A 23,073-nucleotide genomic window follows, 5' to 3' on the forward strand; every position below is an offset into this window, starting at 1 on the left:
CGTGCTGCGGCTACGCCGCAGCAACGCTCTCGCCGCGCTTCACGGCGGTGATCTCGCCGGTCTCACTCACGAGCACCTGCTGCTGCTTCGGCTTCCGGCCGCGACCGGGCCGCCAGGTGAACAGCCACCAGCCGTCCTCTGCCTTCGTCGCCGCGAACCGGCGGGGGCTGGCCGCGGGGTTCTGCGCCTCTCGGAGGATGGCGCGCGCGTCCATCTCGTCGAACTCGTTCATCGTTCCTACTTTCGGACGGGGGTCAGGATCTCGGTGAGGTGGACGGTGTCAGCCGCGGTGATCCCGTTCGCGATGAGAGTCGCACCGATCGCGATGAGCGACAGGGCGGCGCCGATCAACAGGAGACAGATGGTCTGCGCGGCACCGCGGCGCTGCAGGAGCAGCACTGCGATACCGACGAGGACGACCACGAGGATGATCCCCGCACCCACTCCGACCATCACACCTGGCATGCGACATACCCTGCGGAGAGCGTGCCGTCAGCCTCGGCGGCCGACTATCGTCACAACCCGCTGGTACTGTCCAAGCTGTGGGATCACTCTTGCCGAAAGTCCACGCGGATCCGGGCACGCGGCCGTCGCGACTGTCGTTCCACCCCGGTGGCACGCATGACATGCATCCGCGGTACTGGACGAACCCCGATGAGCGTCCAGGTGATCCGGTCCGTCATATCTACGATGCTGAACGGCCTGGCATGCACATGAAGCTTGCACCGGATGCACTGGCTGACAGTGTGGCCTTCAGCCTGGAGTGGCCGAACGCTAGCCTGCGCAGGCACGAATACGCGCATTCCGACTGGATGCCCAACGTGGGAGGCCCCAACCTCGGGTCCTTCGTCTGGGAGCCTGGCTATCCGCCCCACGAGTATGACGGCCACTGGGTGTGGGACCCGACGGAGCTCAGTAAGGCAGGGTGCATAGAGCTTCTGGACCAGTCCATCGCCGAGCACTGCAAGCAGAGCTTCTGGAAGGTCAACCGATTCGAAGTTGCCGACATCACTCCCGGGGTCGAAGCGGTGCTAGTGTGGCGCAATCCGCCCCGAGACATGAGATTCCGCATCAAAGAATGGCTGGGGCTGGACTCCCGCCGGGCCATTGCGATCATCCTCCGCGTTGACCCGCGAGATGGTGGGTCTATCCGCAAGGATTCCTATAGTGGGCTCGCTCTGCGATTCCCCGCCATCGCGAGACACGTAAGGTGAGCGCTCACCGACCACCGGCGACACTCACGCCCCGACTCAGAACAGCCCGCCGCATCGCGGCGGGCTGTTCGTGCGTTCTGATGGTCGAGCGCCAGCGAGACCATCAGAACGCCCAGTCGTCGTCCTCGGTCGCCTCAGCCTTGACCATGACGTACGAGGACCCCGACCCGCTGAAGAAGTCATGGTTCTCACTGTCGGTGGACAGCGCCGACAGGATCGGCGCGCTCACATCGCACCCGGACTGCGGGAACATCGGCTCGTAGCCGAGGTTCATGAGCGCCTTGTTCGCGTTGTAGTGCAAGAACCGCTTGACGTCCTCGGTCAGCCCGAGCCCGTCGTACAGATCCTGGGTGTACTGCACCTCGTTCTCGTACAGGTCGTAGAGCAGTGAGAACGTGAAGTCCTTGACGTCGGCGCGCTGCGCGGCGGACACCCGTTCGAGCCCCTTCTGGAACTTGTACCCGATGTAGTAGCCGTGGACTGCCTCGTCGCGGATGATCAGGCGGATGAGGTCTGCGGTGTTCGTCAGCTTCGCCTTCGAGGACCAGTACAGCGGCATGTAGAAGCCCGAGTAGAACAGGAAGGACTCGAGCAGCGTGGAGGCCGCCTTCCGCTTCAGCGGGTCGTCGCCGCGGTAGTGCTCGACGATCAGCTGCCCCTTGCGCTGCAGGTTCGCATTCTCGCGGGACCACCGGAACGCCTCGTCGATCTCCTTGGTGGAGGCGAGCGTGGAGAAGATCGAGGAGTAGCTCTTCGCGTGCACCGACTCCATGAACGCGATGTTGGTGTAGACGGCCTCCTCGTGCGGCGTCACGGCGTCCGGCATGAGCGAGATGGCACCGACCGTTCCCTGGACGGTGTCGAGCAGCGTGAGCCCTGTGAACACACGCATCGTCGAGAGCTGCTCCTGCTCGGTGAGCGTCGCCCAGGACTGAACATCGTTGGACAGCGGCACTTTCTCAGGGAGCCAGAACTGCTGGGTCAGCCGATGCCAGACCTCGAGGTCCTTCTCATCCTCGATGCGGTTCCAGTTGATGGCTTCGAGTGTCATCGGTCTCCTCGGTGTGAATGTCCGCCGCGCTGCGGCAGAGTTGAATGTGCCTCCCCGCCCGGTGGGCGGGGAGGCGTTCGTGGCTTCAGGATCGGGCAACCTCCGCGTGGTGCGGAACACTGTGAACCCTGCGGAGAGCCACCTTCCGCGGGCTTACGGGCGGCTGCGCCTGTGCACCGCCCAGGCGGTGGGAAGGACCTCCGTCGGCGTGTCGCCATCTGCGAACTCGACGACCGGTCCTGCCTTCTTCATCTCGCGGAGGGTCGCCCCGTAGCGGGCGTGGAGCAGCGTCTTGAACGCCCGGTCGCGGTTCGAGCACGTCCCGAGCAGAAGACCCACACCGACAGCGGCGAGGCCTCCCCACGCGACGAACGGCAGCTGGACGAGGAGACCTCCGACGAGGGCGATGAGGCCGATGGCGTCGGTGATCACCGACGCGGTGTGCAGACGGCGGAACCGTGCGTACGCGGCGCGGTACTCGGGGAACTGGCCGTCCTCGATGAACTTGGCGATGTCGGTGTTCGCCGCCGTCTCGACGGGCGTCTGGTGATGTGCGAGCAACAGGTCTCCTCAGGTTCGCCTCCCTATGCGTCGGCGGGTCGGGAGTACCAGACCTCCCGGCCTCTGTGGAGGCTCAGCTCTATCTCCCGGCCGCCGAAGTCGGCGACGACGATCACATCGTCAGGCTCGTCGGCGTCAGCGTCGTGGATGTCGACGATGCGGGCGATTGGGGACGCGCCGGCGTCACGCCACGCGCGGTACAGGTTCGGGTCCTGCCCGAACGCGAAGGCGAACGGGCCGTTCTCCCCGTTCGTCTGCAGGTCGATGTAGTCGCCGGGCCGCAGGTCCCCACCGCGGCCCCGGACGGTCGGGTGCTGCCGCAGGAACTCCAGTGCCCGGGCACGGATCTCCTCCCCGTCGAGCCGCTTCTGCACGTGCGGCGGCAGAGTCACCTCGGCGGGCGTCCGCGCTTCCGAGGCGAATCGGCCGTCAGCGTGCCGGCTGCGATTGTCGATGGCTGTCATACCGGTCATGTACGCGGCGGTGCCCTATCAGCGGCCGGGCGACGTGCGGGGTCGGTAGTGTCGTCGCTGTGCCCCACCTGACGCAGCCCCAGATTGAAGCGCTGTGGCTCATCGCCGAGCACGGGCTCATCGTGACGCCGCCCGACGTGTTCTCCCGGGACGCGGTCGCGTTTCTGGACGTCCGCGGCTGGGCGCCGGTGAACGTGCTGACCGCACGGGCGCTCGCCCGGCGGGGGCTGATCGCTCTGCGCGATTACGTGCCTCCGCCCGGCGAGATCGTCATCGAGTGGGAGGTGACCGACGCCGGGCGGGTAGTGCTCGGGGACCGAGTCTGACTGGGCTCGTGTCCGGTCCTGCCGATACCCTTCGCGTATGGTCTTCAGCTGGCAGATGGCGGAGGAGCTCGCCGCCGCCCACGTGCGCACTCTCGGGTTCGCGGACGCGACACGCACCGCGAGCGGCACTGACGGTGGCATCGACGTCATCGGCACGGGTGTGATCGCCCAGGTGAAGTACCACGCGAAGCTGACCGGCTCTCCCGATGTCCAGCGCCTCCGTGGTGCAGCACATGGGTACGAGAATGCTCTCTTCTACGCGGCAGCCGGGTTCACGGACCTCGCCGTCCAGTACGCGGATGGTGCTGGCGTCGCCCTGTTCCGGTACGACGAGGGGGGCAACGTGTACGCCGTGAACTCGGTCGCTGAGGATCTTGCGGTGCCCCTGTCGCAGGCCGCGGATGCGTTCGGGCAGCTGGGCGAAGACGTGGGAACCGTTGACGCGTGGCGGATGACGGCCGGGGGCGTTTTCGGTGACGTTGAGGCGATCCTCATGCACGTGAAGGGGGACACGAGCGTGCCGCTGACGGAGCGTCAGCTCGCCCTCGCTGACGCGCTCAGTGTGGACCACTTGGAGCCGTCGGCCGCGCTCGGGCCGCTCATACGGGAGTTGACACGCGGGGCAGAGTCATTCGCCGATCTCCCCGAGACCATCCGGGGAGCCTCGCGGGCGGCGATCCTGGCCTGGGCCCAGAAGGCGCGTTCATATCACGACACCGCGGTGGCGGGGATCGACGAGATCAGGCGGACGCTCGCCTGGGTCCCCGACCTCGAGGACCGTCTGGAGGCAATGGTGCGGCTGCGTGAAGCGCAGCGCGAAGCCAGCGCCGACGAGGTCGCCGTCTGACGAGCGTCACTCGCCGGCTACACCTCGCGCGTTCGCGAGGTCACCATCGGTCTGCGCGGTGCCCGCACTGTTGACCAGGCCGTACAGGTGCGCTTCCTCCTCGACTGTGAGGACGGTCGCCTCGATCGTCGGGATCGGCCAGTTCTCCGCGCGGCGCTGGCCGCTGCGGCTCAGCTGCGAGTAGGTGACGAGACCGTCCGGGCTCTCGTCGGCGATCTCCTCGTCCTCGAACCAGTCGGCGGGGACAGGGAGCTCGTCGGCGAAGAACGCGCGGATCGTCTCGATGCGCTGCTTGCCGTCCACGACCGCGCGGCCGACCTTGCCGGTGTACCCGTTGGCCTCCCACCGGTTGTTGAGGGTCACCGAGCCGATGGGCAGACCTCTGAGGATCGACTCGATGAGGGCCTGCCGCTGTTCGGTGGTCCAGACCGACCCACGCTGGTACGGCGGGCTCAGCTCCAGGCTGTCGTCTTCATCCGCGCGCGGCAGGAACGAGAGCGCGGTGCGGTTCATCGGCGTCAGGGACAGACGGCGGATCGGCCGGGCACGACGATTGGGCCTCGCGTACAGCTCGTCGATGCGTGCGTCCAGCGCCTCCAAGCGGTGGTACGTGGCTGTGTCGTAGCGCCGCTCCTTCCGCAGGCCGCGGGCCTCGGCTTCGAGCCGGTGGGCCTCTTCGAGGCGAGCGGCACGGGAGCCCGCAGTGTCGAGACTCGCCTCAGGGGCAGAGCGCTCCTGAGGCCCGAAGCGGCCATCGCCGGCCCGGGCGTTCTCGCGGGCAGACTCGGCGGATGCGCTGATGTTGCTCATGATCAGGTATGTGCGCGGCTGGGCGGTCTTCGCGATCACTCTGTGGATGTGGGATGCCGGCGGAATCAGTGTTCAGTCGAACGCTTCCAGCCGGCGAGCGAACTCGGCGCCGGAGATCACGTCGAAGGTGACCTCGATGGGGACGATGTATCCCTCCTCGCCTCGCGTGGCCGCGTCGAGGTCGCGGTGTGTGGACAGGTGGGTGAAGTACGCAAGAGGGCCGAATCCACGTCGAAGCGCCGCATCTGCCTCGTCACTCAGGTAGCGGTTGAGACCGACACTGTTCGTCGCGTCAAGGTAGGCCTCCCCGCTCCACATCGTTCGCTCCTCGATGAGGCCGCTGTCGTAGGGGACGCAGACGTCGACGTAGACCAAGCCGTGCATTCGACGGTGCTCCTCAAGCGTCGGCGCGAGCGCGGGCTCTGTTGCGGACTCCGAGAACACCTTTGCGTGCAGTTCCCGGTCCTTCGCTCGCCGCTCTGCCTCAGCCGCCTCCCGCTCCTCACGCCGCCTCCCGCTCCTCACGCCGCTTCTCGTAGACCACGTAGTCGGCCCACTCGTGCCGGATGCTGCTGAGGCGTGTCAGCGTGACAGCGAACCCGCGCTCGTTCTCGCTGAAAGTCTGTGCCGGAATGTCGGCGCGAAGTGCTGCCGCCTCGGCGACAAGGCCCTTCAGATGCTCGGGGCCGTAGCCGCCGTCAGGAGTGTCGCTGAACTTGACCAGCAGGACATCGAAGCCGTGGGCGCCGGCGGGACTGGGCGTGAGCCTGTCGCCGCACCCTTGGGCGAACTTGTCCTTGCAGACGAGAACAGCGGGGCTGCCGTGCAGCGCGTAGACGGTGTCGAGCTGGAGACGCTTGAATCCCATGACGACTCTATGCGCAGCGTGCAGCCCCGCGGCAGTCAGGTCACAGCTGGCACGAGACGCAGTTCGCCATCTCGGTCCCCTCGAGCGCCATCTGGCGCACGCGGATGTAGTAAATGGTCTTGATGCCGCGGCGCCAGGCGTAGATCTGCGCGCGGTTCACGTCGCGGGTGGTCGCCGTGTCCTTGAAGAACAGGGTGAGGCTCAGCCCCTGGTCGACGTGCTCGGTCGCCGCGGCGTAGATGTCGATGATGGCCTCCGGGCCGATCTCGTACGCATCACGGTAGTACTCGAGGTTCTCGTCCGTCATGAACGGCGCCGGGTAGTAGACCCGCCCGAGCTTGCCCTCCTTGCGGATCTCGACCTTCGAGACGATCGGGTGGATCGAGCTGGTCGAGTTGTTGATGTAGGAGATGCTGCCGGTGGGCGGGACCGCCTGCAGGTACGCGTTGTACAGGCCGTGCTCGGCGACCGCCGCAGCAAGCCGCGCCCAGTCGGCCTTGGAGGGGACGGTGAACCCGAATCGGCGCAGCAGCGCGCGGACGGTGTCGGTCTGCGGCCTCCACGAACGGGTGACGTACCGCTCGAAGTACTCCCCCACCAGCACTCGCTCACCGTCGAGGTTCACGGTGAGCGCCTGCGCCGGCTGCGGGGCATAGGCCGACGAGCTGAACCCGGCGAAAGTCTCGCCGCGCTCGGTGGCGAGGAGGTTCGAGGCTCGCACCGCGTGGTAGGCGACAGTGGCGAAGTACGAGGAGACGAAGTCGATGGCCTCGGGGCTGTCGTAGTGGATGTGCTCGCGGGCAAGGAACCCGTGCAGGTTCATCTGCCCCAGCCCGATCGCGTGGGATCGCCGGTTGCCCTCGGCGATGGAGGGCACCGAGGAGATGTCGCTGAGGTCGCTGACCGCGGTCAGGGCGCGGACGGCCGCCTCGACGGTCCCACCGATGTCACGTCCGTCGATCGCCAGTGCGATGTTCAGCGACCCGAGGTTGCAGGAGATGTCTCGACCGACCGTGGCGTAGCCGAGGTCCTCGGAGTACTCCGACGGGGTGGAGACCTGCAGGATCTCGGAGCAGAGGTTCGACTGGATGACGCGGCCGGCGATCGGGTTGGCCTTGTTCACCGTGTCCTCGAACATGATGTACGGGTAGCCCGACTCGAACTGGATCTCGGCGAGGGTCTGGAAGAACTCGCGTGCGTTGATCTTGGTCTTGTGGATGCGGGGGTCGTCGACCATCTCGCGGTACTTCTCGGTGACAGAGATGTCCGAGAACGGCACGCCGTAGACGCGCTCGACGTCGTACGGGCTGAACAGGTACATGTCCTCGCCGGTCTTCGCCAGCTCGAACGTGATGTCGGGCACGACGACGCCGAGGGACAGGGTCTTGATGCGGATCTTCTCGTCGGCGTTCTCGCGCTTGGTGTCGAGGAACCGCATGATGTCGGGGTGGTGCGCGTGGAGGTACACGGCGCCGGCGCCCTGACGAGCGCCCAGCTGGTTGGCGTAGCTGAAGCTGTCTTCGAACAGCTTCATGACCGGGACCACGCCCGAGGACTGGTTCTCGATCTGCTTGATCGGCGCGCCCTGCTCGCGCAGGTTCGTGAGGGCGAACGCGACGCCGCCGCCGCGCTTGGACAGCTGGAGGGCGGCGTTGATGGAGCGGGCGATCGACTCCATGTTGTCCTCCATGCGCAGCAGGAAGCAGCTCACGAGCTCGCCGCGCTGTGCCTTCCCGGCGTTCAGGAACGTCGGGGTGGCCGGCTGGAACCGCCCGGCGATGACCTCGTCGATGAGTCGGTTCGCCTCAGTCTCCGAGCCGCGGGCGAGATACAGGGCGGTGGCGACGACGCGGTCCTCGAACCGCTCGAGGTAGCGCTGGCCGTCGAAGGTCTTCAGGGTGTAGCTCGTGTAGTACTTGAACGCACCGAGGAACGACGCGAACCGGAACCGCTTGTCGTAGGCACGCTTGTATGCCGCCTTCGTGAACTCGGGCGTGTACTGGTCCCACACCGGCTTCTCGTAGTAGCCGTGCTCGAACAGGTAGCCGAGCTTCTCCTCGAGGTCGGTGAACCAGACGGTGTTCTGGTTCACGTGGTCGAGGAAGTACGCCCGGGCGGCCGCCTTGTCCGCGTCGAACTGGATGCGACCGTCCGCGTCGTAGAGGTTGAGCATCGCGTTGAGAGCGTGATAATCCATCCCCTCGAATCGCGGGTCGGTCTTGAACGTGGGGGCGGTGTCCGGCATCCGGTGGCTCCTGATCGCGGGTAGAGGGTCGATCCGCTCGCGGGGAGCGGTGATGAAGATGTACGCGGCGCGTGGCGCACAGCGCGCCACTCGGGCTCGTCGTCCACATGGTGGACGACTCACCTGACGAACCGAGCGGCGCACGTCTCGTGCTTGTCGTACCCTGCGGCAGGCCGACGACCCACAGCCGAGTGAGGCTCACCGCGGGTGGCGTCTCGAGAATCGTGCGACCCGGGCCTCGCCCAGCAGCAGAATGATCGCAAGCTGCCCACCATCACGGCCGGCGCCGTCACGTGGCGCGCCGACCATGCAAGACAGGACTGGCCACGCTCGCCTGGCCGTGGGCGTCCTGGTAGCTTACGGACATGACACAGCGTCGCTCCGGTTGGTCCTTCTCTGCGCTGGAGGACGTCCGCGTCCGCAGCCTTATCGCAACGATCCGGTCGTATAACGCGCTCCCTCTGGTCCTCAGGTCCAGGCGCGAGATCAACGCTGATGGCGTGTACATCGAGCGGTCACACGAGCACGCGCTGGCCTGGCTCGAGAGCCACTCGACCCTCGTCGCCGTCGCCGAGCCCGTTGTCGGTAAGGCTGAGGCGATCGCGATCGTCGATGAAGCCACGGCCGCCCGTTTCGACGACAAGACGGGTCGGGCGGTGCATCCGAACGCCGACGCGGCGCTGGCGGCGGTGCGAGCGGAGCTCGACAGGCGCAGTGCGCAGGCGGCGGCCCAGGTTTCCCCCAGCGCGGCGGAGGTCGCCGCGGCTCTCGCCGGGGACCCTGTGTTCATCGCCAAGGTGGCGGCCGCCGCGAACGTGGGTCTCGCGAACGGAATATCAGCCGACACCGGCTCGTGAGCGAGGCCGGTTAGTCTCGTGCGTCATCACCTGGCTGACCGTGACGACGGACGATGCCGACGATGCGCGAGACATCCTCAGGGGTGCCGAGCATCTCGATGCGAGCCAGGTGCGGCACCCCGCACTTGGCAGCGATGACGTCGCCCGCAAGGCAGTACTCTGGCCCGAAGTTCGTGTTCCCGCACGAGATGACCCCCGCCAGGTGCTGGCGGTTGACCGGGTCGTTGAGGAACCGGATCACCTGCTTGGGCACAGCCCCTGTCCCGGGAGCGCGGCCGAGGCCCCCGCCGTACGTCGGAGTCACGAGCAGGTACGGGCCGTGCACGCTGACCGGCGGGTCGGTGCGGCGCAGAGGGAGCCGGACGGTGCGCACGGGGACGGCTGTAGCGACCTTCTCGACGAACCGCTTGGTGTTCTCCGAGACGGACGAGAAGTAGACGAGATCGATCATGCTGCCAGTTCGACGGCGGTGGCGGTCGAGCGGACGAACAGGCGCTCGGTGGTCACCTTGCGCTCAGACCCGCCCTGCAGGCTCCGCCGGTGCTTCGCCTCCCAGATGCAGTCCCACCCCTCCGGCGCCGCGTACTCGGAGACGAACACGTGCACGCCGCGCTCTGCCCACGAGGCTGCGATCTCCCAGAATCGGTCGTTGTCGAAATCGCCGACCGCGTTGTACCCGAACGTTGAGGCGTAGGGCGGGTCACAGTAGACCGTGTCGCCCGACTGCGGGTCGATCTCCTCATAGGAGCGATGGACGAACGACACGTCGAGGCCCGCGATCGCGTCGCGGATCCGGCAGACGGCGCGCGCGGACTCCCCCTGGTGATTACGCGGTGTCCCGTCGGCGTTGTAGCCGCCGCGGGCGTAGCCGGCCCACCACTTGCCCCCGAAACTGCCGCCGAAGCCGGCGAGGGACCGGAGGGCTGAGGGCTCGGCGTCCTTCAACGCTGCGTACTCGGTCTCGCTGATCCGCTCCGGCGGCTCCCAGCCGTCCAGAAGCGCATTCCACATCAGGATGACGTCCAGGCTGCTGTCGCTGGCTCGGGCTCGCTGGAAATGCGGGGCGAGGCGCGCGAACGTGGAGGCGCCGCCGACGAACGGCTCGTACAGGGTGCCCCCGTCGGGCACACGGGCGATGATCTGCTCTGCGATGGCCCGGGCGATCCGCGATTTGCCGCCGACGTATCTCATGCCCGCCTATGCGTGAGGCCCGCCTGTCGCAGAAGCGGACAGGCGGGCCCCACAGACGTTCGGCGGTCAGCCGATGAGGACGGCCTCCGGGTGGTCGGGGCAGGTCTGGTAGCCGGAGGGGATCAGCATGAAGCACTCCGAGCACATAGCCGAGCTCTCCTCCGGGCGACGTCGGGCGGCCCGGCCTTCGCGGTTGCCGCCGAACTCGCCGGCAAGCGGAGCGACACCACCCTCGGAGACCGCCTCGGACCACGCACGCAGGGTCTCCGTGCGGCGCTCGACGGTCGTGTCGGAGAGGTCAGCTTCCCGGCGGAGGAACTCCTCCGCCCCCTCGTACCCGTCCTCCTGGAAGGCGCGGACCCCGGGGTACGCATTCGCAAGCTCCAGGACCGCACGCTCGCGGTCGGCGGGGTGCTCCATGTCGAGGACCCGTTCACCCATCTCGGTGAGGTAGAGCCCATCCACGTCGTCGCGGTCCACGAGACCGAGCAGGCCTGCGGCCGCGGCGTAGAAGCCACCCTCGGAGCGGTGCACGCCGAGCGCGTCGGACATGTCGTCGCCGTTGCGCGCCCCGCGGCGGACCTCCTCTGCCGCGTCAAGCACCAGGCCGAGACTGTTCGCCTGCGGGGTGGGGAAGGCGAGGTTGATGGACGCTTCGGCTTCGTCCCGGCTCAGCAGATGCGACTGCGGAGCACAGATCGCGATCTCCGGCTCGGACCGGTCCTTGTGCGTGAACTGACCATCGCCCGTGCGGGGGTGGTCCTTCGGGTCGAATGCTGCGCCGCTGAACGTCATGCACATGATGTACGCGGCGCGTAGTACTGTCGTTCTTCTGTCTCCGGATCAGTGCGCCCACGAGCATCGAACCGGAGTTCGACACCACCCGGAGGGCCCATGAGCGAGCCATCAGGCGAGCCGCCGGTGCAGACGGCGACGAGCAGGCGAGCGACGCACAGCGCCGCGAGCCCCAACGTGATCTTCTGCTCCTCAGACCGGGACGTCCTCGCCTGGCGGGAGGACGTGGACCGGCGCCACGCCGACGTCGAACGGGCGTGGCGGCTCTTCGCAGAGCAGGTCTACCCGCTGCGCGTCGAGACGGAGGGGGGCCGCCCGGTCGCCGTCGTGCACGAGCGGTCCGGCAGGCGGATGCGCGGGTTCGAGGACGCAGTCGCCTCGCTGCCACAGCTGACGACCCTCGAGGAGGCGACAGCACTCGGCGTCCCGGCGTTCGCGCTCTCGGAGACGGGCCTCGACTTCCCGCACATCCACGTGGACCGGTTCGAGGGGCGACCGACGCGCGTCTACCAGCTGTGGTCCGCGGTCAGCGCCGCCCAGGAGGTGACAGCGATCGACACTGACCGGCGGTGGCATCGACTGTCGCGCACGGCCTGGATGGAGACCGTCCGCCTGCGGCATCTGGCGAGCAGACTGCCGCTGTGACAGCCTGCCAGGGCGCCCAAAATGGGAAAACCCCAGATCAGCAAAGAGAAGTGATCGAAACGAGGGACGGGCTTGCCAGCCGTGCCAGGCACGTGCCAGGCCGAAAAACGCTCAAAAGCCCAGGTCAGAGGAGAAAAACGGCTCGCGTGCCAGAAAACCGCGTGCGGTAGTAGGTATCCATATAGAAAGAGGGAGAGACAGGGCCCCTCTTCTACTACTTACTTACTTCTTCTCTTCTGGAAGACTATAACTAACTAGGCATCCTGGCACGGCCCGGCTCTTCCCCAGTCGGGAGTAGGTCAAAGTGCCTCTCGAATATCCCGGCATCGGCCTGGTACCCCCTGGCAGGAAGCCAGGCTATCCTGGCACGGAGCGCGTTTCTCGAAGCTGCGTGCTAATTTCGCCGAGCCTCTGGGGAACGGATCTTCTAGCAGTGGTCTTGGTGCTCCGAGCGCCCGCTGCACGCGCATATCCCGGTCAATCGACCGAGGAGAGCCATGACCGAGCTGCGCCTGTTCACGTCCGAGTCCGTCACCGAGGGGCACCCCGACAAGATCTGCGACCAGATCTCCGACGCCATCCTCGACGAGTTGCTCCGCCAGGACCCGGCCGCCCGCGTGGCGGTCGAGACGATGGTGACCACCGGCCTCGTGCATGTCGCCGGCGAGGTGACGACCTCGGCGTACGCGGACATCCCGTCGATCGTCCGCGACACGATTCGGCGCATCGGGTACACCTCCTCCGAGATGGGGTTCGACGCCGACTCGTGCGGCGTCTCCGTGTCCATTGGCTCGCAGTCCCCGGATATCGCAGGCGGGGTCGGGCGGTCGCTGGAGCTGCGCGAAGGCTACGCCGACGACGCGCTCGATGAGCAAGGTGCTGGCGACCAGGGCATCATGTTCGGCTACGCCACGAACGAGACGGCCCGCTTGATGCCGGCCGCCATCGACATCGCACACCGGCTCTCGAAGCACTTGACCGGTGCGCGGCGCTCGTCGCTCCCCGCTCTCCGGCCCGACGGCAAGACGCAGGTGACGATCGGCTACGACGGGCACAAGCCCGTGACCGTCGACTCGGTCGTCGTCTCCACGCAGCACGCGCCAGGCTTCGCAGGCGAGGAGTTGGCCGGCGCCGTGCGGCGCACAGTCATCGACCCGGTGCTCGAGTCCACGGGCCTCGACCTGTCGGCCACGAAGTACTACATCAACCCGGCCGGCCCGTTCACCGTCGGCGGCCCGATGGGCGATGCCGGGCTCACCGGCCGGAAGATCATCGTGGACACGTACGGCGGCGCCGCCCGTCACGGCGGCGGCGCGTTCAGCGGCAAGGACCCGTCGAAGGTCGACCGGAGCGCGGCGTACGCGATGCGGTGGGTCGCGAAGAACGTGGTCGCGGCGGGGCTCGCTGCCCGCTGCGAGGTGCAGGTCGCCTACGCCATCGGCAAGGCGCGCCCCGTCGGCCTGTACGTCGAGACGTGGGGCACGGGCGTCGTCTCGGACGCTGAGATCGCCCGGGTGATCTCCAGCGTGTTCGACCTGCGCCCGGCGGCCATCATCCACGACCTCGAACTGCTCGCTCCCCGCTATGAGCAGACGGCCGCCTACGGGCACTTCGGCCGGGAGCTCCCCGAGTTCACCTGGGAGCGGACCGACCGCGTCGACGAGCTGCGCGCCGCGCTCAGCATGAGCGAATCGACTCTCGCGCACGTGTAGCGCCCGGCGAACTGCGACCGCCGGGAGCACGCGCATAGCCAGGTGAACGCCCCGACGAGAGGACCGGCACGCATGTACGCCAGCAAGAGCCCGCGCGACCTGAACCGAGACCCGCTGCCCTACGTCTGGTACTCCCCGAGCGGGGCATTCTCAGGCAGGGCCCCAGGACCCTACCTGCGGCAGGAAGGGGATGCTGCGGGATGGTCCAGCCGCCATGAACCTCGCGCCGAGTTCGACTACGCCCAGCGCAGGCAGCCGAACCCGATCCTCGGTGCGTACCGTTGGCTCGCCACGAAGCACGGCATGGACGAGGGCCAGATGAAGAACCTCGCGGCACGCTGGACCGAGCGGGAGCGCTACTACGAGTCGATGACCATGAGCGAGCGCCGCACGCCGAGAATGCGCACCCACGCCCGCGCCGTCCTTACCCGCCTCCAGAACGTGGACTGGGCGGCATGGCGCACGTCGCAGCGTAGCCTTGCGCACAGCGACGACGACCGCCGTGCCCGCTGGATGGACCTCGCACTGGAGCAGACGTCATGAGGTCGGCCTTGGCGGTCGTCACGAGGGCTGCCGCACAGCCGTGAGCGCCTCCTCCCGGATGAACGTCCGGCGCGGGATCATGACGATCGACCTGATCAGCGTGCCCGAGAGCGAGCGCCGCGCGGGACTGGGGACCGCTGAGCTCCGGCGGCTGCTCGCGGAGGCGGACATTCGGCGGGTGCCTGTTCAGCTGGTCGCCGACGACGGGCTGGGCACTCCGCTCTGTGCGCTCGTCGCCTGGTACCAGAAGCACGGCTTCGGCCCAGTCGAGGTTCTCGGCTCGGGCCGTGTCTCCATGCGGCGTCAGCCGGTCGGGCGGCCCAGGCGCGCGCGCCGTTGAGGGGCCGATAGAGTTCGGACGTGGAATGGGCTGCTCTGGTCGTCGCAATCGCCACGTCCGCGGGGACGATCGCTGCTGCAATGGCGGCCTGGAAGTCCAGCGCCGATGCTCGTGAGGCGCGGAACAGCGCCGAGCGAGCGAATGCGGCGCTGGTCGATCGCGAGCGCAGGGCCAGTCGTCTCTCGCTGAGCGACGACGTCGCACGGTTCTACTCCATCGAGTACGTGCGCATCGCTCTGGGGCTCGAGCCCGCTCATACCGAGCGGTCTGCCTTCATGCAGGCGCTGCGGAAGACCGACCAGCCCGGCGGCCTGCCACTGGCGATTCTCGTCGAGCAGCTGTGCTCTGAGGTTACGCCAGGAGATCCCGACTCCGCCGACGCCGCCATGCGTCAGTGCCTCCGCTACGCCGCGGAGTGGGTGGATGACCCCGAGTCGTTCGAGAGCGCCCATGCTGCCACCGTCACCAGGATGGCGACCGAGATCGCGTCGCGACCGCTGAGGGAGTGGCTGCGACCAGAACAGGAGTGGCAGTCATCGAGCGCGGGCGACGAGCATGGGAGCGTCACTGTGTGACGCGACCCCAGGCCTGATCGAGCGCCGCCCGATCCTCCTCGATCTCCTCGGGGCTGTCTCCCGCCAGGACGCGCGAGCGGACCGTCTGCGATGCCTCACGGACCTCGCCCAGCCGTACCCACAGCTCTTCGTAGGTGAGGTCCTCTCGGATGACCGCCCGTCCTTCGCCGCGCGGCGGCCGCAACTCCCGCACGTCGATGAGGTCGGCGCCCGCCTGGGCGATGAGCGACGCGATCCTCCCCGAGTACACCGACCTCACGTACAGCATGGCGACCGCCGCGGCCAGGGCGACGAACCGGGTCGTCCCGTCCACCCCGCCGAGCAGGAGCGCTGCAACGCCGAGGAGGACGCTGAGCCACGTCAGGAGCTTCCGCGTTCGTCGAGCTCTGCCGGCGCGGCTTGCGAGGACGGCGGTTTCGGCGGACCGGTCGGGGTTGATGTAGATGAAATCCTGGTGCTTCATAGAGGTCTCCTGCTCGTGGCGAGCGAGAGACCTATGCGTCACACGGCGATGGCCAGGGACTTGCGGGCGCGGTGCAGCACGGAGTTCGCGGCGGACACGGTGATGGACATGCGGGAGGCGGCCTCAGTGGTGTCGAAGCCGAGGACGTCCACCGCGTAGAGCATTCGGGTCCACATCTCCGGCTTCGACTCGAGCAAGCGCGCTCGGTCGACCTTCGCGCTGACGATCGCCTCCACACTCTGCGGGGACTCGGATTCAGGGATCTCGGCGACGACGATCTCTCGCTGACGGCGCGCGTACGTGCGGGTCGCCTCGTTCTGGATCGCACGGCGCAGGTAGGAGCGGGGGTTCTCCGGGAGTGCACTGCCGTTGGCATTGGCGCGCGCCACAGAGAAGAACACCTCCGACACCACGTCCTCCGCCTCGTGAGGGTCACCCACGACTCGCTTGGCTACGCGCATCGCCCACTCGTAGTGGTCCGCGTACATTCTTCTCATTGCGTGTTCGATTCCGGTTCCGTGTGCTGTTCTGGGGATGTCGGAGCTCGGCATTAGCCTGCTCCGATGACTCGAAGCCTGCTGCACTGCCCGCAAGGGCACGGGCCTCTCAACGTGTTCCTTCGGCGCAGGGGATCCCGCTTCCTGCCGTACACAGGTTGCAGGGTGTGCGGATTCGCCGACAGTCCGCGGGGCTGGGTTTCCGGGGACGTGTGTGCGGCGGACGCGTTGGGCGGCACCGATCCGTCTCCGGATGACGATGACACCGGAGCGATCCGATACGTCGAGGGCGATTTATGAGAAGTCTCTCACGTTCGCTCTTCCAGAAGACTACCCCAATCGCACGCCGTGTCGAGATCCCCCGCCCGATTCGTCATGCAACTCGCGTAGCGCGCGCGCCCCGCTCGTAAAATATCCCGGTCAGAAGCGGAACCGCCGCGATTCATGACGTCATTCGATGCGCGCGTAACGTCGCGATTGTGCGAGATGCTCAACCGACTCGGCGGTCGCCGGCGGGGAACCGCACCCCGTGTCGCTCCGCGAATGCCACGGCGCGAGCCGGTAGCGTTCGCCCCCGGCGCCGCACCGGGGACGCCTGGCCGCTAGGCCGGCACGCCGTTCGAGAGCCCGACCGGATGAGCGACATTCCGCATAGATGAGAGCTCGCTCCCCTTCCCTCCCTTCCCCCGTTCTCTCGTCGTCCGCGCCTGCGGCGCGGTCTCCTCGTTCCGGGGTCGGTCGGTCGGTTCGCTCGCTCATGCCGGCTGTCTGGACTTGGGGTCTCGATCTGTGTCGTGTTGCACTCGCTGCGCTCGTGTTGCGTGCTGTCTCGGGAAGGTGACGCGCGTTCCTGAGTCCCCATGGCCGCCTCATGCGGGACTGCGTGTGACGTCGTGTGCTCGCTACGCTCGGCTGCGCTCATGCCTGTGCGCTGCCCACTGTCCGCCTGCGCTGGGTCACACCTGCTTCCGGGTCGTTCCGCTCGTTGCTCGCCGGCGGCTGCGCCTCATGCTCACTGGACTGGATGTCCTCGCCATGGACTGGACGTAGGTGCCTCGGGTCTCCGAGCTGACGTTGCGGTCTTGCGCTCCCGTGGCTCATCACGGACTTGCTGCAACGTGTTGAGACAGATCGCGCGCAGCTCCCGGCACACCAGAACTGACGCGCAGCGGCAGTTCACGAACGGCTGCATGCCAAATGCCGCGAGCAGACCACCACCGCAGGGCCCGCACAACCCCGTGAGACACGCCAGAGCCACAGCCTGCGCCGTGCGTGAGAGCAGGCAGAGCCCGCCACGCGGGCACGGACTGATCGAACACAACACGGACAGGATGAGGCGACAAGAGTCGAACAAAAATGGGGGCGGCGGGAACGGAGGTGGTGGTCGGGGAGCGGCTGCGGCGGCGGCCGTCGCCAAAGATGGGCGTTTTGCGGCGTTTCCGCAGGGTATCCAGTATGACCAGAATGAGCGCTTCCGCAGCCCACCGGTTCACCCGGGCCGGGAGTATCGAAGCTAACCCCACGCTGCTGCGTCAGCGCGCCGCGGCGGGGGTGGAGACCCTGCCTGCGGGGACGACCATGGTCACCATGCGCCGCGGTCACGACCTGCTGCATTTTGTCGTCTCCCCCGGCTCCACAGGCGGCGTCATCGAGCTCGCGAAGGCTGTCGCTGCGCGCGCCGAGGAGTGCGACGCGCCGGACCTTTCCGATGTTCGCGCGGTCGCCTACGCGACGTACCAGCGCGGCTCCGGCGTCGGGTCGAACCCGGCGGTGAACGCGGACATCACCGCAGTCGTCGACACGGCCGCATCGTCGCTCCGCTCCGGCGAGTGGATCGCGTTCTCGATCCGCCGTCAGAACAACACGGAGGCGCGTCGCAACAGGACGTGGCTGGACCATCAGGGCGTGTACACGCACCAGTCTCGCGAGGTGTCGGCGGTGGCCGTCAGCGTGTACGCCGGAGGGGAGACGGCGCTGTCTGCCCGGGACATCCTGGCGCGTGTCATGCGCACCCTCCCCGGGTTCGATCTGCGGGTGTCCACGGCCGTCGTCTCCCGCGCTCGTCCGGTCCTCATCTGGGCGGCTGTCGCGGCGATCGCAGTGGCCGCGGCGGTCCTCGTCCCGGACCCCCGCGCGTGGCTCGGATACGTCGGCGCGGCTCTCGCTGTCGCAGGTGCGGTCGGCACCGCTTGCGGCCGTCTTCCGTCGCGCTGGTCGCGGCTCCGGTCGCTGCTTGCGTCGGGCCTTGTTCCCGCACCTCGGCACCGGGTGGTGCCGCCGTCGAAACCGCGCAAGGCGAGCACGAAGCGCGACAGCGAGGGCAACGAGATCACGATCGCCGCGCGCGACGGCGACTACCCGCTCGCGGAGTCGGTGTTCCTGATGTCAGCGATCGCTCCGGTGAGCGTCGTAGCCCCTCACGCCGGCGCAGAATCGGGCGAGCAGTCCACGCGACTGCGCGCCGCTCCCCCGTCGCTGCGCGATCCGGTCGGCATGTACCTCGGCGACTCCGGGAACACCCCGATCTTCCTGTCTGAGCGCGACGCATGGCAGGGGCTCATGGCGCTCGGTGAGGCAGGCTCCGGCAAGTCGGTCCTGCTGCAGGGCGCGTGGGCCTTCGACAGCTTCCGCAAGGCAGGTCTCGTGCCCGGATCCCCGGCCCGCCGACACGCGATGTTCGCGTTCGACACCAAGAACGACGGGGAGTCCGCGGCGGCGTACGCGGAGTGGTCCCGGCGCGCCGGTCTCGACGTCGTCCGCATCGACGTCAGCGACGAGTCGAGCCCGTTCGGGATCGAGCTGTTCGCCACGTCCGGGTCCGCCTCCCACCGCGCTCGGCGGATCGTGGACGGGCTGAAGTACGTGTTCGGCGAGGAGAGCATCGGCCCCGAGTCGTTCGCGACCCTCACCCGCGTGTTCATCGGCGCGTTCGCTGCGACCTCCGACGTACTCGAGCACGTGCCGGCGATCACCCCGGGCCGCAGCCCGTTCTACTACGCGAACATCCTGCTCGGGTCCCGAGGCGACGACCTCGGCGAGCAGCTCGCGCAGGCCATCCGCACGAAGGCGGACCGTACCGGCGATGACGACGCGGTGGAGGCGGCTGAGGTGCTCGCCCCGCTGTACGGCGGCGGTGTGACCCCGGCGCAGCGCAAGCAACTGCAGAAGGCACCGCAGAACAAGATCGAGCAGCTGTGCGCGGCGGAACACTGGTGGTCCCGGCCCAAGCGCGCAAGCTGGTCCTCGCTCATCCAGGGAGGAGCGACGACCATCGTGAACATGGGGATGGCCGGCGGTCACCTCATGGACGAGTCGCAGCGTGAGCAGATCGCCTCGCTCATGCTGTACACGCTGCACGAGGAGATCCAGCGCAACTGCATCGGCTGGTTCCACGAGGGCTCGATGGTGTCCCTGTACGCCGATGAGCTCAAGCACCTCGCCGGGAACAGCCCGCGGGTCATCTCCTGGGTCCGAAACGACGCCCGCGCGTTCGGGGTCCGCGCGTTCTTCGCCACCCAGTTCCCCCGCCAGCTCGAACCCGAGGTCCGTGCGACGACGATGGGATTCGGGACCCTCGTCTCCCTCACCCAGAAGTCGACCGATGTGATCAACGACGTGCGCGCGGCGATCTCCGTGGACGGCAGCGAGTGGACGAGCGCTGACATCTCGGGCCTACCGCGGTTCGAGGCGATTGTGCGCACTGTCAACGAGGGGACGCTGCTCACCCCGTTCACGGTCCGACTCGCGAACTACCGGGACATGACCGCCGACCAGCTCGTCGAGCGCTACCCCGCCGCCTCCTCACCGCTGCCTAACCCTGATGAGTCGTTCGCCCCGCAGGCGACGACCAGCGACCGCGCCGAGCCCGCACTCGCGGAGCTGGACGTCGCGCCGGCAGACGAGATCACCTTCCACGCCTACGACCCGAACCGGTTCGCCGACGACGGGCCGCACCTGTGAGCGACAGCGTGCCGGTCTCCCGGGTGCCCTCGCGCACGCCACGCGCACCCCGCCGCACGGCAGAGCGCACGGACCCGTACTGGGACAGCCTGTGGCGCTCCGGATCGACCGGCGACTGGGTGAGCGCGAAGGAGGCCGCACGGCTGGAGAGCGCGGGACTCGCGCGGGTCCCTGTGGCTCTCCGCAATGCGCGGCCGCTGCCCCGGGCTGCTGATGCCGCTCACCGCGCGCACCGCTGGGAGCAGCTGCTGCGGCTGGTCGCCACCGCCGACGCCTGGCGGACCCTCACCGTAGAGCAGTTGGAGGCCCTCACGGGCGTCGAGCGGGTGCCGGCCTCGTGGCTGCCGTCGCTGTGGGCGGGGCACCTGCTGGAGATGTCGATCGTCCAGTCTGCGCTGGCCTCCGGGCCGCGGGCGAGTCTTGCAACCCTCGTGCGCCCCGCCCGTCCGTCCGTGCACACCCGCGCGTTCGAGGAGGACCTCACCTGGCCGGAGTGGGTGAGCGTGACAGCGGGCACCGGGCTCGAGCACAACCGCCAGTTCTCCCGACACAACGTTCTGGCCACCGAGTTCGGGTTGCGCATGGCGGAGTTCGGGAATGTGGCGAGCGTCCTCGGCGAGAAGCTCGCGGGCCTGGACGCCCTGGCCTACACCGGGACCGGGGTGCCGGCACCGAGCACCGGCGCGAACGGTGGCAGTGACCTCGTCCTGGTCCGGCCGGACGGGATGAGGGTCGCCGTCGAGGTGACGGCCTCCAAGGTCGGCGGCTGGTTCACCGACAAGGTCGAGCGGCTGACCGCAGCCCTCCACCGCCGGTCGCTCGCCGAGACGGGGCTCACCGTCGTGTTCATCGTCGCGCCCCACCAGGACGCGACGCCCGCGGAGGTGACCCAGACACTGAAGCTCGTCAAGCGCAGCATCCAGAAGGCGGTCAGCCGCTACCCCGGCCAGTACGGCTCGTACACCGCCGAGCGTGTGGCCGTCGCCAGCTGGGCGCACCTGTTCCCCGCACGCCACGCCGCAGTCCGCGACATCGCGAAGCTCCCCGTCGAACGGCCCACCGGGATGATCCCCGGCCGCCACGTCGAGGACGACGCCATCTGGGAGCAGGCACGACTCCTCGACCCGGCGAGCGTGCGCTTCGACCCGGTGAACGCCCAGTGGATGCGATCGGTGATCGACACTGCACAGAGCCTGCGCTCCACACCGCACTTCCTGACGCCTGCCCGGACAAGCTCCCCGGTCGACCTGAACGAGATGAGCCTGCGCGCGGCCCGCGTTGCCGATCTCCCCCGCGCCGAGGGCACCGCGAGTTTCGAGCGCCCGAAGGGGTCGGCGGGGCTTACCGGCGTGCCGCGCCGACTGATGTTCTGAGGCGACCGTCCGCCGCGTACATAGCTGTACATGACCGATATCAGTGCAGCAGCCGCCGCAGCACGCGAGAACGCCCGCCAGACCTCCGGCAAGTTCGGACGACACGCGCGGAGCGCGCCCGACGTCGTCATCCCGGCCGCGAGCGACGGGCCTGGCCTCGGTACAGCGCCCGAGGTCCAGAGCCCCGCCGGTTCGAGCAAGCCGTTCAGTGCCGCCGGGTGGCTGAAGATGACCGAGCGTGAGCGAGAGGAGCTGGTCCGTCCGCTCATGGGCGAGTTCCTGGATGCGCGGGCCGAGCTGATCGAACGGGGCCGGGCGACAGAGGCGCTGGCCTACAACTCCGACTTCAAGGGGCGCCTCCCCTCGCTTGCCGGCGCCACGTCCCAGGACGAGGACACCGCGATCTACCTGCTCCAGAACCTACGGGTACGCGACGAGGAGTCGGCCCGCGAGGCGGCGGCGATCGCCGACGGGTTCGCGCGCATCGAGCCGCTGCACGGCCGCGAGGAGATCACGCGTGGCACGGTCATCCATCGCGCCTGGTACGTGGGCGGGACAGGCTGGGAGGAGCACAAGGACGCCCGGCTCATGCGCATGGGCGACGGGAGCCTCGCCTACATCCCGAAGGGGAAGCGCAACCCCGCGCCGCTCCGTGGCGGGCACGTGCTGTTCAAGCCGGCGCCGCGTACATAGGTGAGCATGACGATCAGCACCATTGCCGCGACCGCTCGCGAGTCCGCTCGCGAGACCGACGGACGCTTCGGCTATCAGGCGCAGAGCGCACCTGATATCGCCCTCCCCACCGATCACCGCCTGGCCGCTCCCGGCAGCGACCCGAGCGTCGCCGAGCTCCAGCTGGCAGCCCTCGACGACGACGCCGACGAGATCGTCGAACTGGCAGGCATCGACGAGCCCACCGAGGAGAACCGGCGTCTTGCCCGTCTCTTGCTGGGATCGGAGGCGTCCGAACTCACCGACATCGCTGTAGCCGAGATCCTGTCCGAGGCCGGGGCCCGCGAGGTGACTGTCACCCACGGCGACGACGGCGGATTCCGCACGGACGAACTCGACGCGCCGTACGCGGAGCGACTGGACGCCGCCCTCCGCCAGGCATCCCGCTTCGTGTCCTACCCCGGCGCGCTCGATGGCGTCCTGCCCGCCGGCGACCGCCGCTACCTGATCAGCCCGACCGCCCTGCGCGAGAGCTGAGCGCGCAGCCGGCCCATTGGGAACTGCTGCGGCGCAGACTCATGTCGTCGAGCCGGCAGATTCGCGGCGGTATCGTCCCCATGCCCCTCCGAGAAGTCTGTCGTGGACAGAGAGGATGGCCAACATCGCGTACAGAGCTACCCCGCTGGTTGTGAGGAGCACGATTGCACGCGAGAGGTCGGCGGCCTGCCGGCCGTCCGCAAGCCACCACCATGTGAGCCCAAGAGCTAGCACGATGACGATCACCACTAGCGAAGCAGCACGGTACAGCACGATGAGCCAGGCAAATGGATCGGGTATCTGTCCCCAGCGGCGCACGAGCAAGTCTCGGCGCAATCTGACGCGACCCGACTCAGGATGATCCGGCCCGAGCTCGGCAAGTAGCCGAGTCGCGGTCAGCGCCTCATCCAGGTCCCGCTTGCTCTGCCTGCGCTGCTGCGCGGCAGTGACGAAGATGCCAATCAGCGCTACCGCCGCACCCAGCACCGCCGCGATCATCGTGTTGTCCCACGTCACAT

At 68.1% G+C, this 23,073-nt stretch carries 28 protein-coding genes; 13 read left to right on the top strand and 15 right to left on the bottom strand.

Annotation, left to right across the window (positions count from 1 at the left end; translation table 11 throughout):
* Positions 1-10: 10 nt before the first annotated feature.
* On the bottom strand, positions 11-232 hold the full coding sequence (locus AC3RX1_RS07025; RefSeq protein WP_491500493.1) for a hypothetical protein: 222 nt from the start codon (positions 230-232) through the stop codon (positions 11-13).
* A gap of 5 nt (positions 233-237) precedes the next feature.
* Positions 238-465: a hypothetical protein gene (locus tag AC3RX1_RS07030; RefSeq protein WP_491500494.1), complete on the bottom strand. Its 228-nt coding sequence runs from the start codon at positions 463-465 to the stop codon at positions 238-240.
* 248 nt (positions 466-713) lie between these two features.
* On the opposite strand from AC3RX1_RS07030, the gene AC3RX1_RS07035 reads away from it, so the two are divergent.
* Entirely contained in the window at positions 714-1,214 is a 501-nt protein-coding gene (locus tag AC3RX1_RS07035; protein ID WP_491500495.1) for a hypothetical protein, read from the top strand.
* 103 nt (positions 1,215-1,317) lie between these two features.
* Here AC3RX1_RS07035 and nrdF read toward each other — a convergent pair whose 3' ends face one another.
* From nrdF to AC3RX1_RS07050, 3 genes are all read right to left on the bottom strand, one after another.
* A complete protein-coding gene (nrdF, locus tag AC3RX1_RS07040; RefSeq protein WP_491500496.1) occupies positions 1,318-2,265 on the bottom strand; it encodes a class 1b ribonucleoside-diphosphate reductase subunit beta in 948 nt (315 codons plus the stop codon).
* Positions 2,266-2,418: 153 nt separating this feature from the next.
* The gene (locus tag AC3RX1_RS07045; protein ID WP_491500497.1) at positions 2,419-2,826 is read right to left on the bottom strand and encodes a hypothetical protein; all 408 of its coding nucleotides are present in this window, start codon (positions 2,824-2,826) and stop codon (positions 2,419-2,421) included.
* 23 nt (positions 2,827-2,849) lie between these two features.
* On the bottom strand, positions 2,850-3,290 hold the full coding sequence (locus tag AC3RX1_RS07050) for a hypothetical protein (RefSeq protein WP_491500498.1): 441 nt from the start codon (positions 3,288-3,290) through the stop codon (positions 2,850-2,852).
* Positions 3,291-3,358: 68 nt separating this feature from the next.
* Between AC3RX1_RS07050 and AC3RX1_RS07055 the strand changes: the two genes are divergently transcribed.
* Together AC3RX1_RS07055 and AC3RX1_RS07060 are read left to right on the top strand one after the other, a co-directional pair.
* A complete protein-coding gene (locus AC3RX1_RS07055; protein WP_491500499.1) occupies positions 3,359-3,625 on the top strand; it encodes a hypothetical protein in 267 nt (88 codons plus the stop codon).
* 37 nt (positions 3,626-3,662) lie between these two features.
* Complete coding sequence (locus tag AC3RX1_RS07060) at positions 3,663-4,472, top strand: restriction endonuclease (protein WP_491500500.1); 810 nt, start codon at positions 3,663-3,665, stop codon at positions 4,470-4,472.
* 6 nt (positions 4,473-4,478) lie between these two features.
* Here AC3RX1_RS07060 and AC3RX1_RS07065 read toward each other — a convergent pair whose 3' ends face one another.
* From AC3RX1_RS07065 to nrdE, 4 genes are all read right to left on the bottom strand, one after another.
* Positions 4,479-5,282, bottom strand: a complete 804-nt coding sequence (locus tag AC3RX1_RS07065; protein ID WP_491500501.1) for a DUF262 domain-containing protein — start codon at positions 5,280-5,282, stop codon at positions 4,479-4,481.
* A gap of 72 nt (positions 5,283-5,354) precedes the next feature.
* Positions 5,355-5,807 carry a hypothetical protein gene (locus AC3RX1_RS07070; protein WP_491500502.1) on the bottom strand — a complete coding sequence of 151 codons (453 nt, stop codon included), beginning with the start codon at positions 5,805-5,807 and terminating at the stop codon, positions 5,355-5,357.
* Entirely contained in the window at positions 5,785-6,150 is a 366-nt protein-coding gene (locus AC3RX1_RS07075) for a hypothetical protein (RefSeq protein ID WP_491500503.1), read from the bottom strand. Before AC3RX1_RS07075 ends, AC3RX1_RS07070 begins: the two co-directional genes overlap by 23 nt.
* A 40-nt stretch (positions 6,151-6,190) precedes the next feature.
* Positions 6,191-8,395 carry a class 1b ribonucleoside-diphosphate reductase subunit alpha gene (nrdE, locus tag AC3RX1_RS07080; RefSeq protein WP_491500504.1) on the bottom strand — a complete coding sequence of 735 codons (2,205 nt, stop codon included), beginning with the start codon at positions 8,393-8,395 and terminating at the stop codon, positions 6,191-6,193.
* Between the two features lie 365 nt (positions 8,396-8,760).
* Between nrdE and AC3RX1_RS07085 the strand changes: the two genes are divergently transcribed.
* Positions 8,761-9,252 (top strand): hypothetical protein, encoded by a 492-nt coding sequence (locus AC3RX1_RS07085; RefSeq protein WP_491500505.1) that lies wholly within the window; start codon positions 8,761-8,763, stop codon positions 9,250-9,252.
* Positions 9,253-9,262: 10 nt separating this feature from the next.
* Here AC3RX1_RS07085 and nrdI read toward each other — a convergent pair whose 3' ends face one another.
* The 3 genes from nrdI to AC3RX1_RS07100 form a co-directional block, all read right to left on the bottom strand.
* Positions 9,263-9,703: a class Ib ribonucleoside-diphosphate reductase assembly flavoprotein NrdI gene (nrdI, locus tag AC3RX1_RS07090; protein ID WP_491500506.1), complete on the bottom strand. Its 441-nt coding sequence runs from the start codon at positions 9,701-9,703 to the stop codon at positions 9,263-9,265.
* Complete coding sequence (locus AC3RX1_RS07095; protein WP_491500507.1) at positions 9,700-10,443, bottom strand: DNA adenine methylase; 744 nt, start codon at positions 10,441-10,443, stop codon at positions 9,700-9,702. Before AC3RX1_RS07095 ends, nrdI begins: the two co-directional genes overlap by 4 nt.
* Positions 10,444-10,509: 66 nt before the next feature.
* Positions 10,510-11,238 carry a hypothetical protein gene (locus tag AC3RX1_RS07100; RefSeq protein ID WP_491500508.1) on the bottom strand — a complete coding sequence of 243 codons (729 nt, stop codon included), beginning with the start codon at positions 11,236-11,238 and terminating at the stop codon, positions 10,510-10,512.
* A gap of 99 nt (positions 11,239-11,337) precedes the next feature.
* Here AC3RX1_RS07100 and AC3RX1_RS07105 point away from each other — a divergent pair, with 99 nt between their 5' ends.
* The 5 genes from AC3RX1_RS07105 (at position 11,338) to AC3RX1_RS07125 (ending at position 15,053) form a co-directional block, all read left to right on the top strand.
* Positions 11,338-11,883 carry a hypothetical protein gene (locus AC3RX1_RS07105; protein WP_491500509.1) on the top strand — a complete coding sequence of 182 codons (546 nt, stop codon included), beginning with the start codon at positions 11,338-11,340 and terminating at the stop codon, positions 11,881-11,883.
* A 497-nt stretch (positions 11,884-12,380) separates the two neighbouring features.
* The gene (gene metK, locus AC3RX1_RS07110; RefSeq protein WP_491500510.1) at positions 12,381-13,595 is read left to right on the top strand and encodes a methionine adenosyltransferase; all 1,215 of its coding nucleotides are present in this window, start codon (positions 12,381-12,383) and stop codon (positions 13,593-13,595) included.
* A 72-nt stretch (positions 13,596-13,667) separates the two neighbouring features.
* Complete coding sequence (locus AC3RX1_RS07115) at positions 13,668-14,138, top strand: hypothetical protein (protein WP_491500511.1); 471 nt, start codon at positions 13,668-13,670, stop codon at positions 14,136-14,138.
* 79 nt (positions 14,139-14,217) lie between these two features.
* The gene (locus tag AC3RX1_RS07120) at positions 14,218-14,478 is read left to right on the top strand and encodes a hypothetical protein (protein WP_491500512.1); all 261 of its coding nucleotides are present in this window, start codon (positions 14,218-14,220) and stop codon (positions 14,476-14,478) included.
* Between the two features lie 20 nt (positions 14,479-14,498).
* Positions 14,499-15,053, top strand: a complete 555-nt coding sequence (locus tag AC3RX1_RS07125; RefSeq protein ID WP_491500513.1) for a hypothetical protein — start codon at positions 14,499-14,501, stop codon at positions 15,051-15,053.
* On the opposite strand, the gene AC3RX1_RS07130 is transcribed toward AC3RX1_RS07125, so the two are convergent.
* Positions 15,043-15,516 (bottom strand): hypothetical protein, encoded by a 474-nt coding sequence (locus AC3RX1_RS07130; RefSeq protein WP_491500514.1) that lies wholly within the window; start codon positions 15,514-15,516, stop codon positions 15,043-15,045. The genes AC3RX1_RS07125 and AC3RX1_RS07130 overlap by 11 nt on opposite strands.
* A gap of 38 nt (positions 15,517-15,554) precedes the next feature.
* Positions 15,555-16,004, bottom strand: coding sequence for an RNA polymerase sigma factor (locus AC3RX1_RS07135; protein WP_491500515.1), 450 nt, complete (start codon positions 16,002-16,004; stop codon positions 15,555-15,557).
* A gap of 1,473 nt (positions 16,005-17,477) precedes the next feature.
* Between AC3RX1_RS07135 and AC3RX1_RS07140 the strand changes: the two genes are divergently transcribed.
* Genes AC3RX1_RS07140 through AC3RX1_RS07155 form a run of 4 tightly spaced genes read left to right on the top strand, consistent with a single transcriptional unit; the run spans position 17,478 to position 22,555 of the window.
* Positions 17,478-19,973: a type IV secretory system conjugative DNA transfer family protein gene (locus AC3RX1_RS07140; protein WP_491500516.1), complete on the top strand. Its 2,496-nt coding sequence runs from the start codon at positions 17,478-17,480 to the stop codon at positions 19,971-19,973.
* The gene (locus AC3RX1_RS07145) at positions 19,970-21,346 is read left to right on the top strand and encodes a hypothetical protein (RefSeq protein ID WP_491500517.1); all 1,377 of its coding nucleotides are present in this window, start codon (positions 19,970-19,972) and stop codon (positions 21,344-21,346) included. The genes AC3RX1_RS07140 and AC3RX1_RS07145 overlap by 4 nt, the downstream gene beginning before the upstream one ends.
* Before the next feature lie 30 nt (positions 21,347-21,376).
* Positions 21,377-22,039 carry a hypothetical protein gene (locus AC3RX1_RS07150; protein WP_491500518.1) on the top strand — a complete coding sequence of 221 codons (663 nt, stop codon included), beginning with the start codon at positions 21,377-21,379 and terminating at the stop codon, positions 22,037-22,039.
* A 6-nt stretch (positions 22,040-22,045) separates the two neighbouring features.
* A complete protein-coding gene (locus AC3RX1_RS07155) occupies positions 22,046-22,555 on the top strand; it encodes a hypothetical protein (protein ID WP_491500519.1) in 510 nt (169 codons plus the stop codon).
* 39 nt (positions 22,556-22,594) lie between these two features.
* Here AC3RX1_RS07155 and AC3RX1_RS07160 read toward each other — a convergent pair whose 3' ends face one another.
* A complete protein-coding gene (locus tag AC3RX1_RS07160) occupies positions 22,595-23,071 on the bottom strand; it encodes a hypothetical protein (RefSeq protein WP_491500520.1) in 477 nt (158 codons plus the stop codon).
* Between the last annotated feature and the right edge of the window lie 2 nt (positions 23,072-23,073).

The sequence above is a fragment of the Microbacterium altimontanum genome (assembly GCF_058349865.2).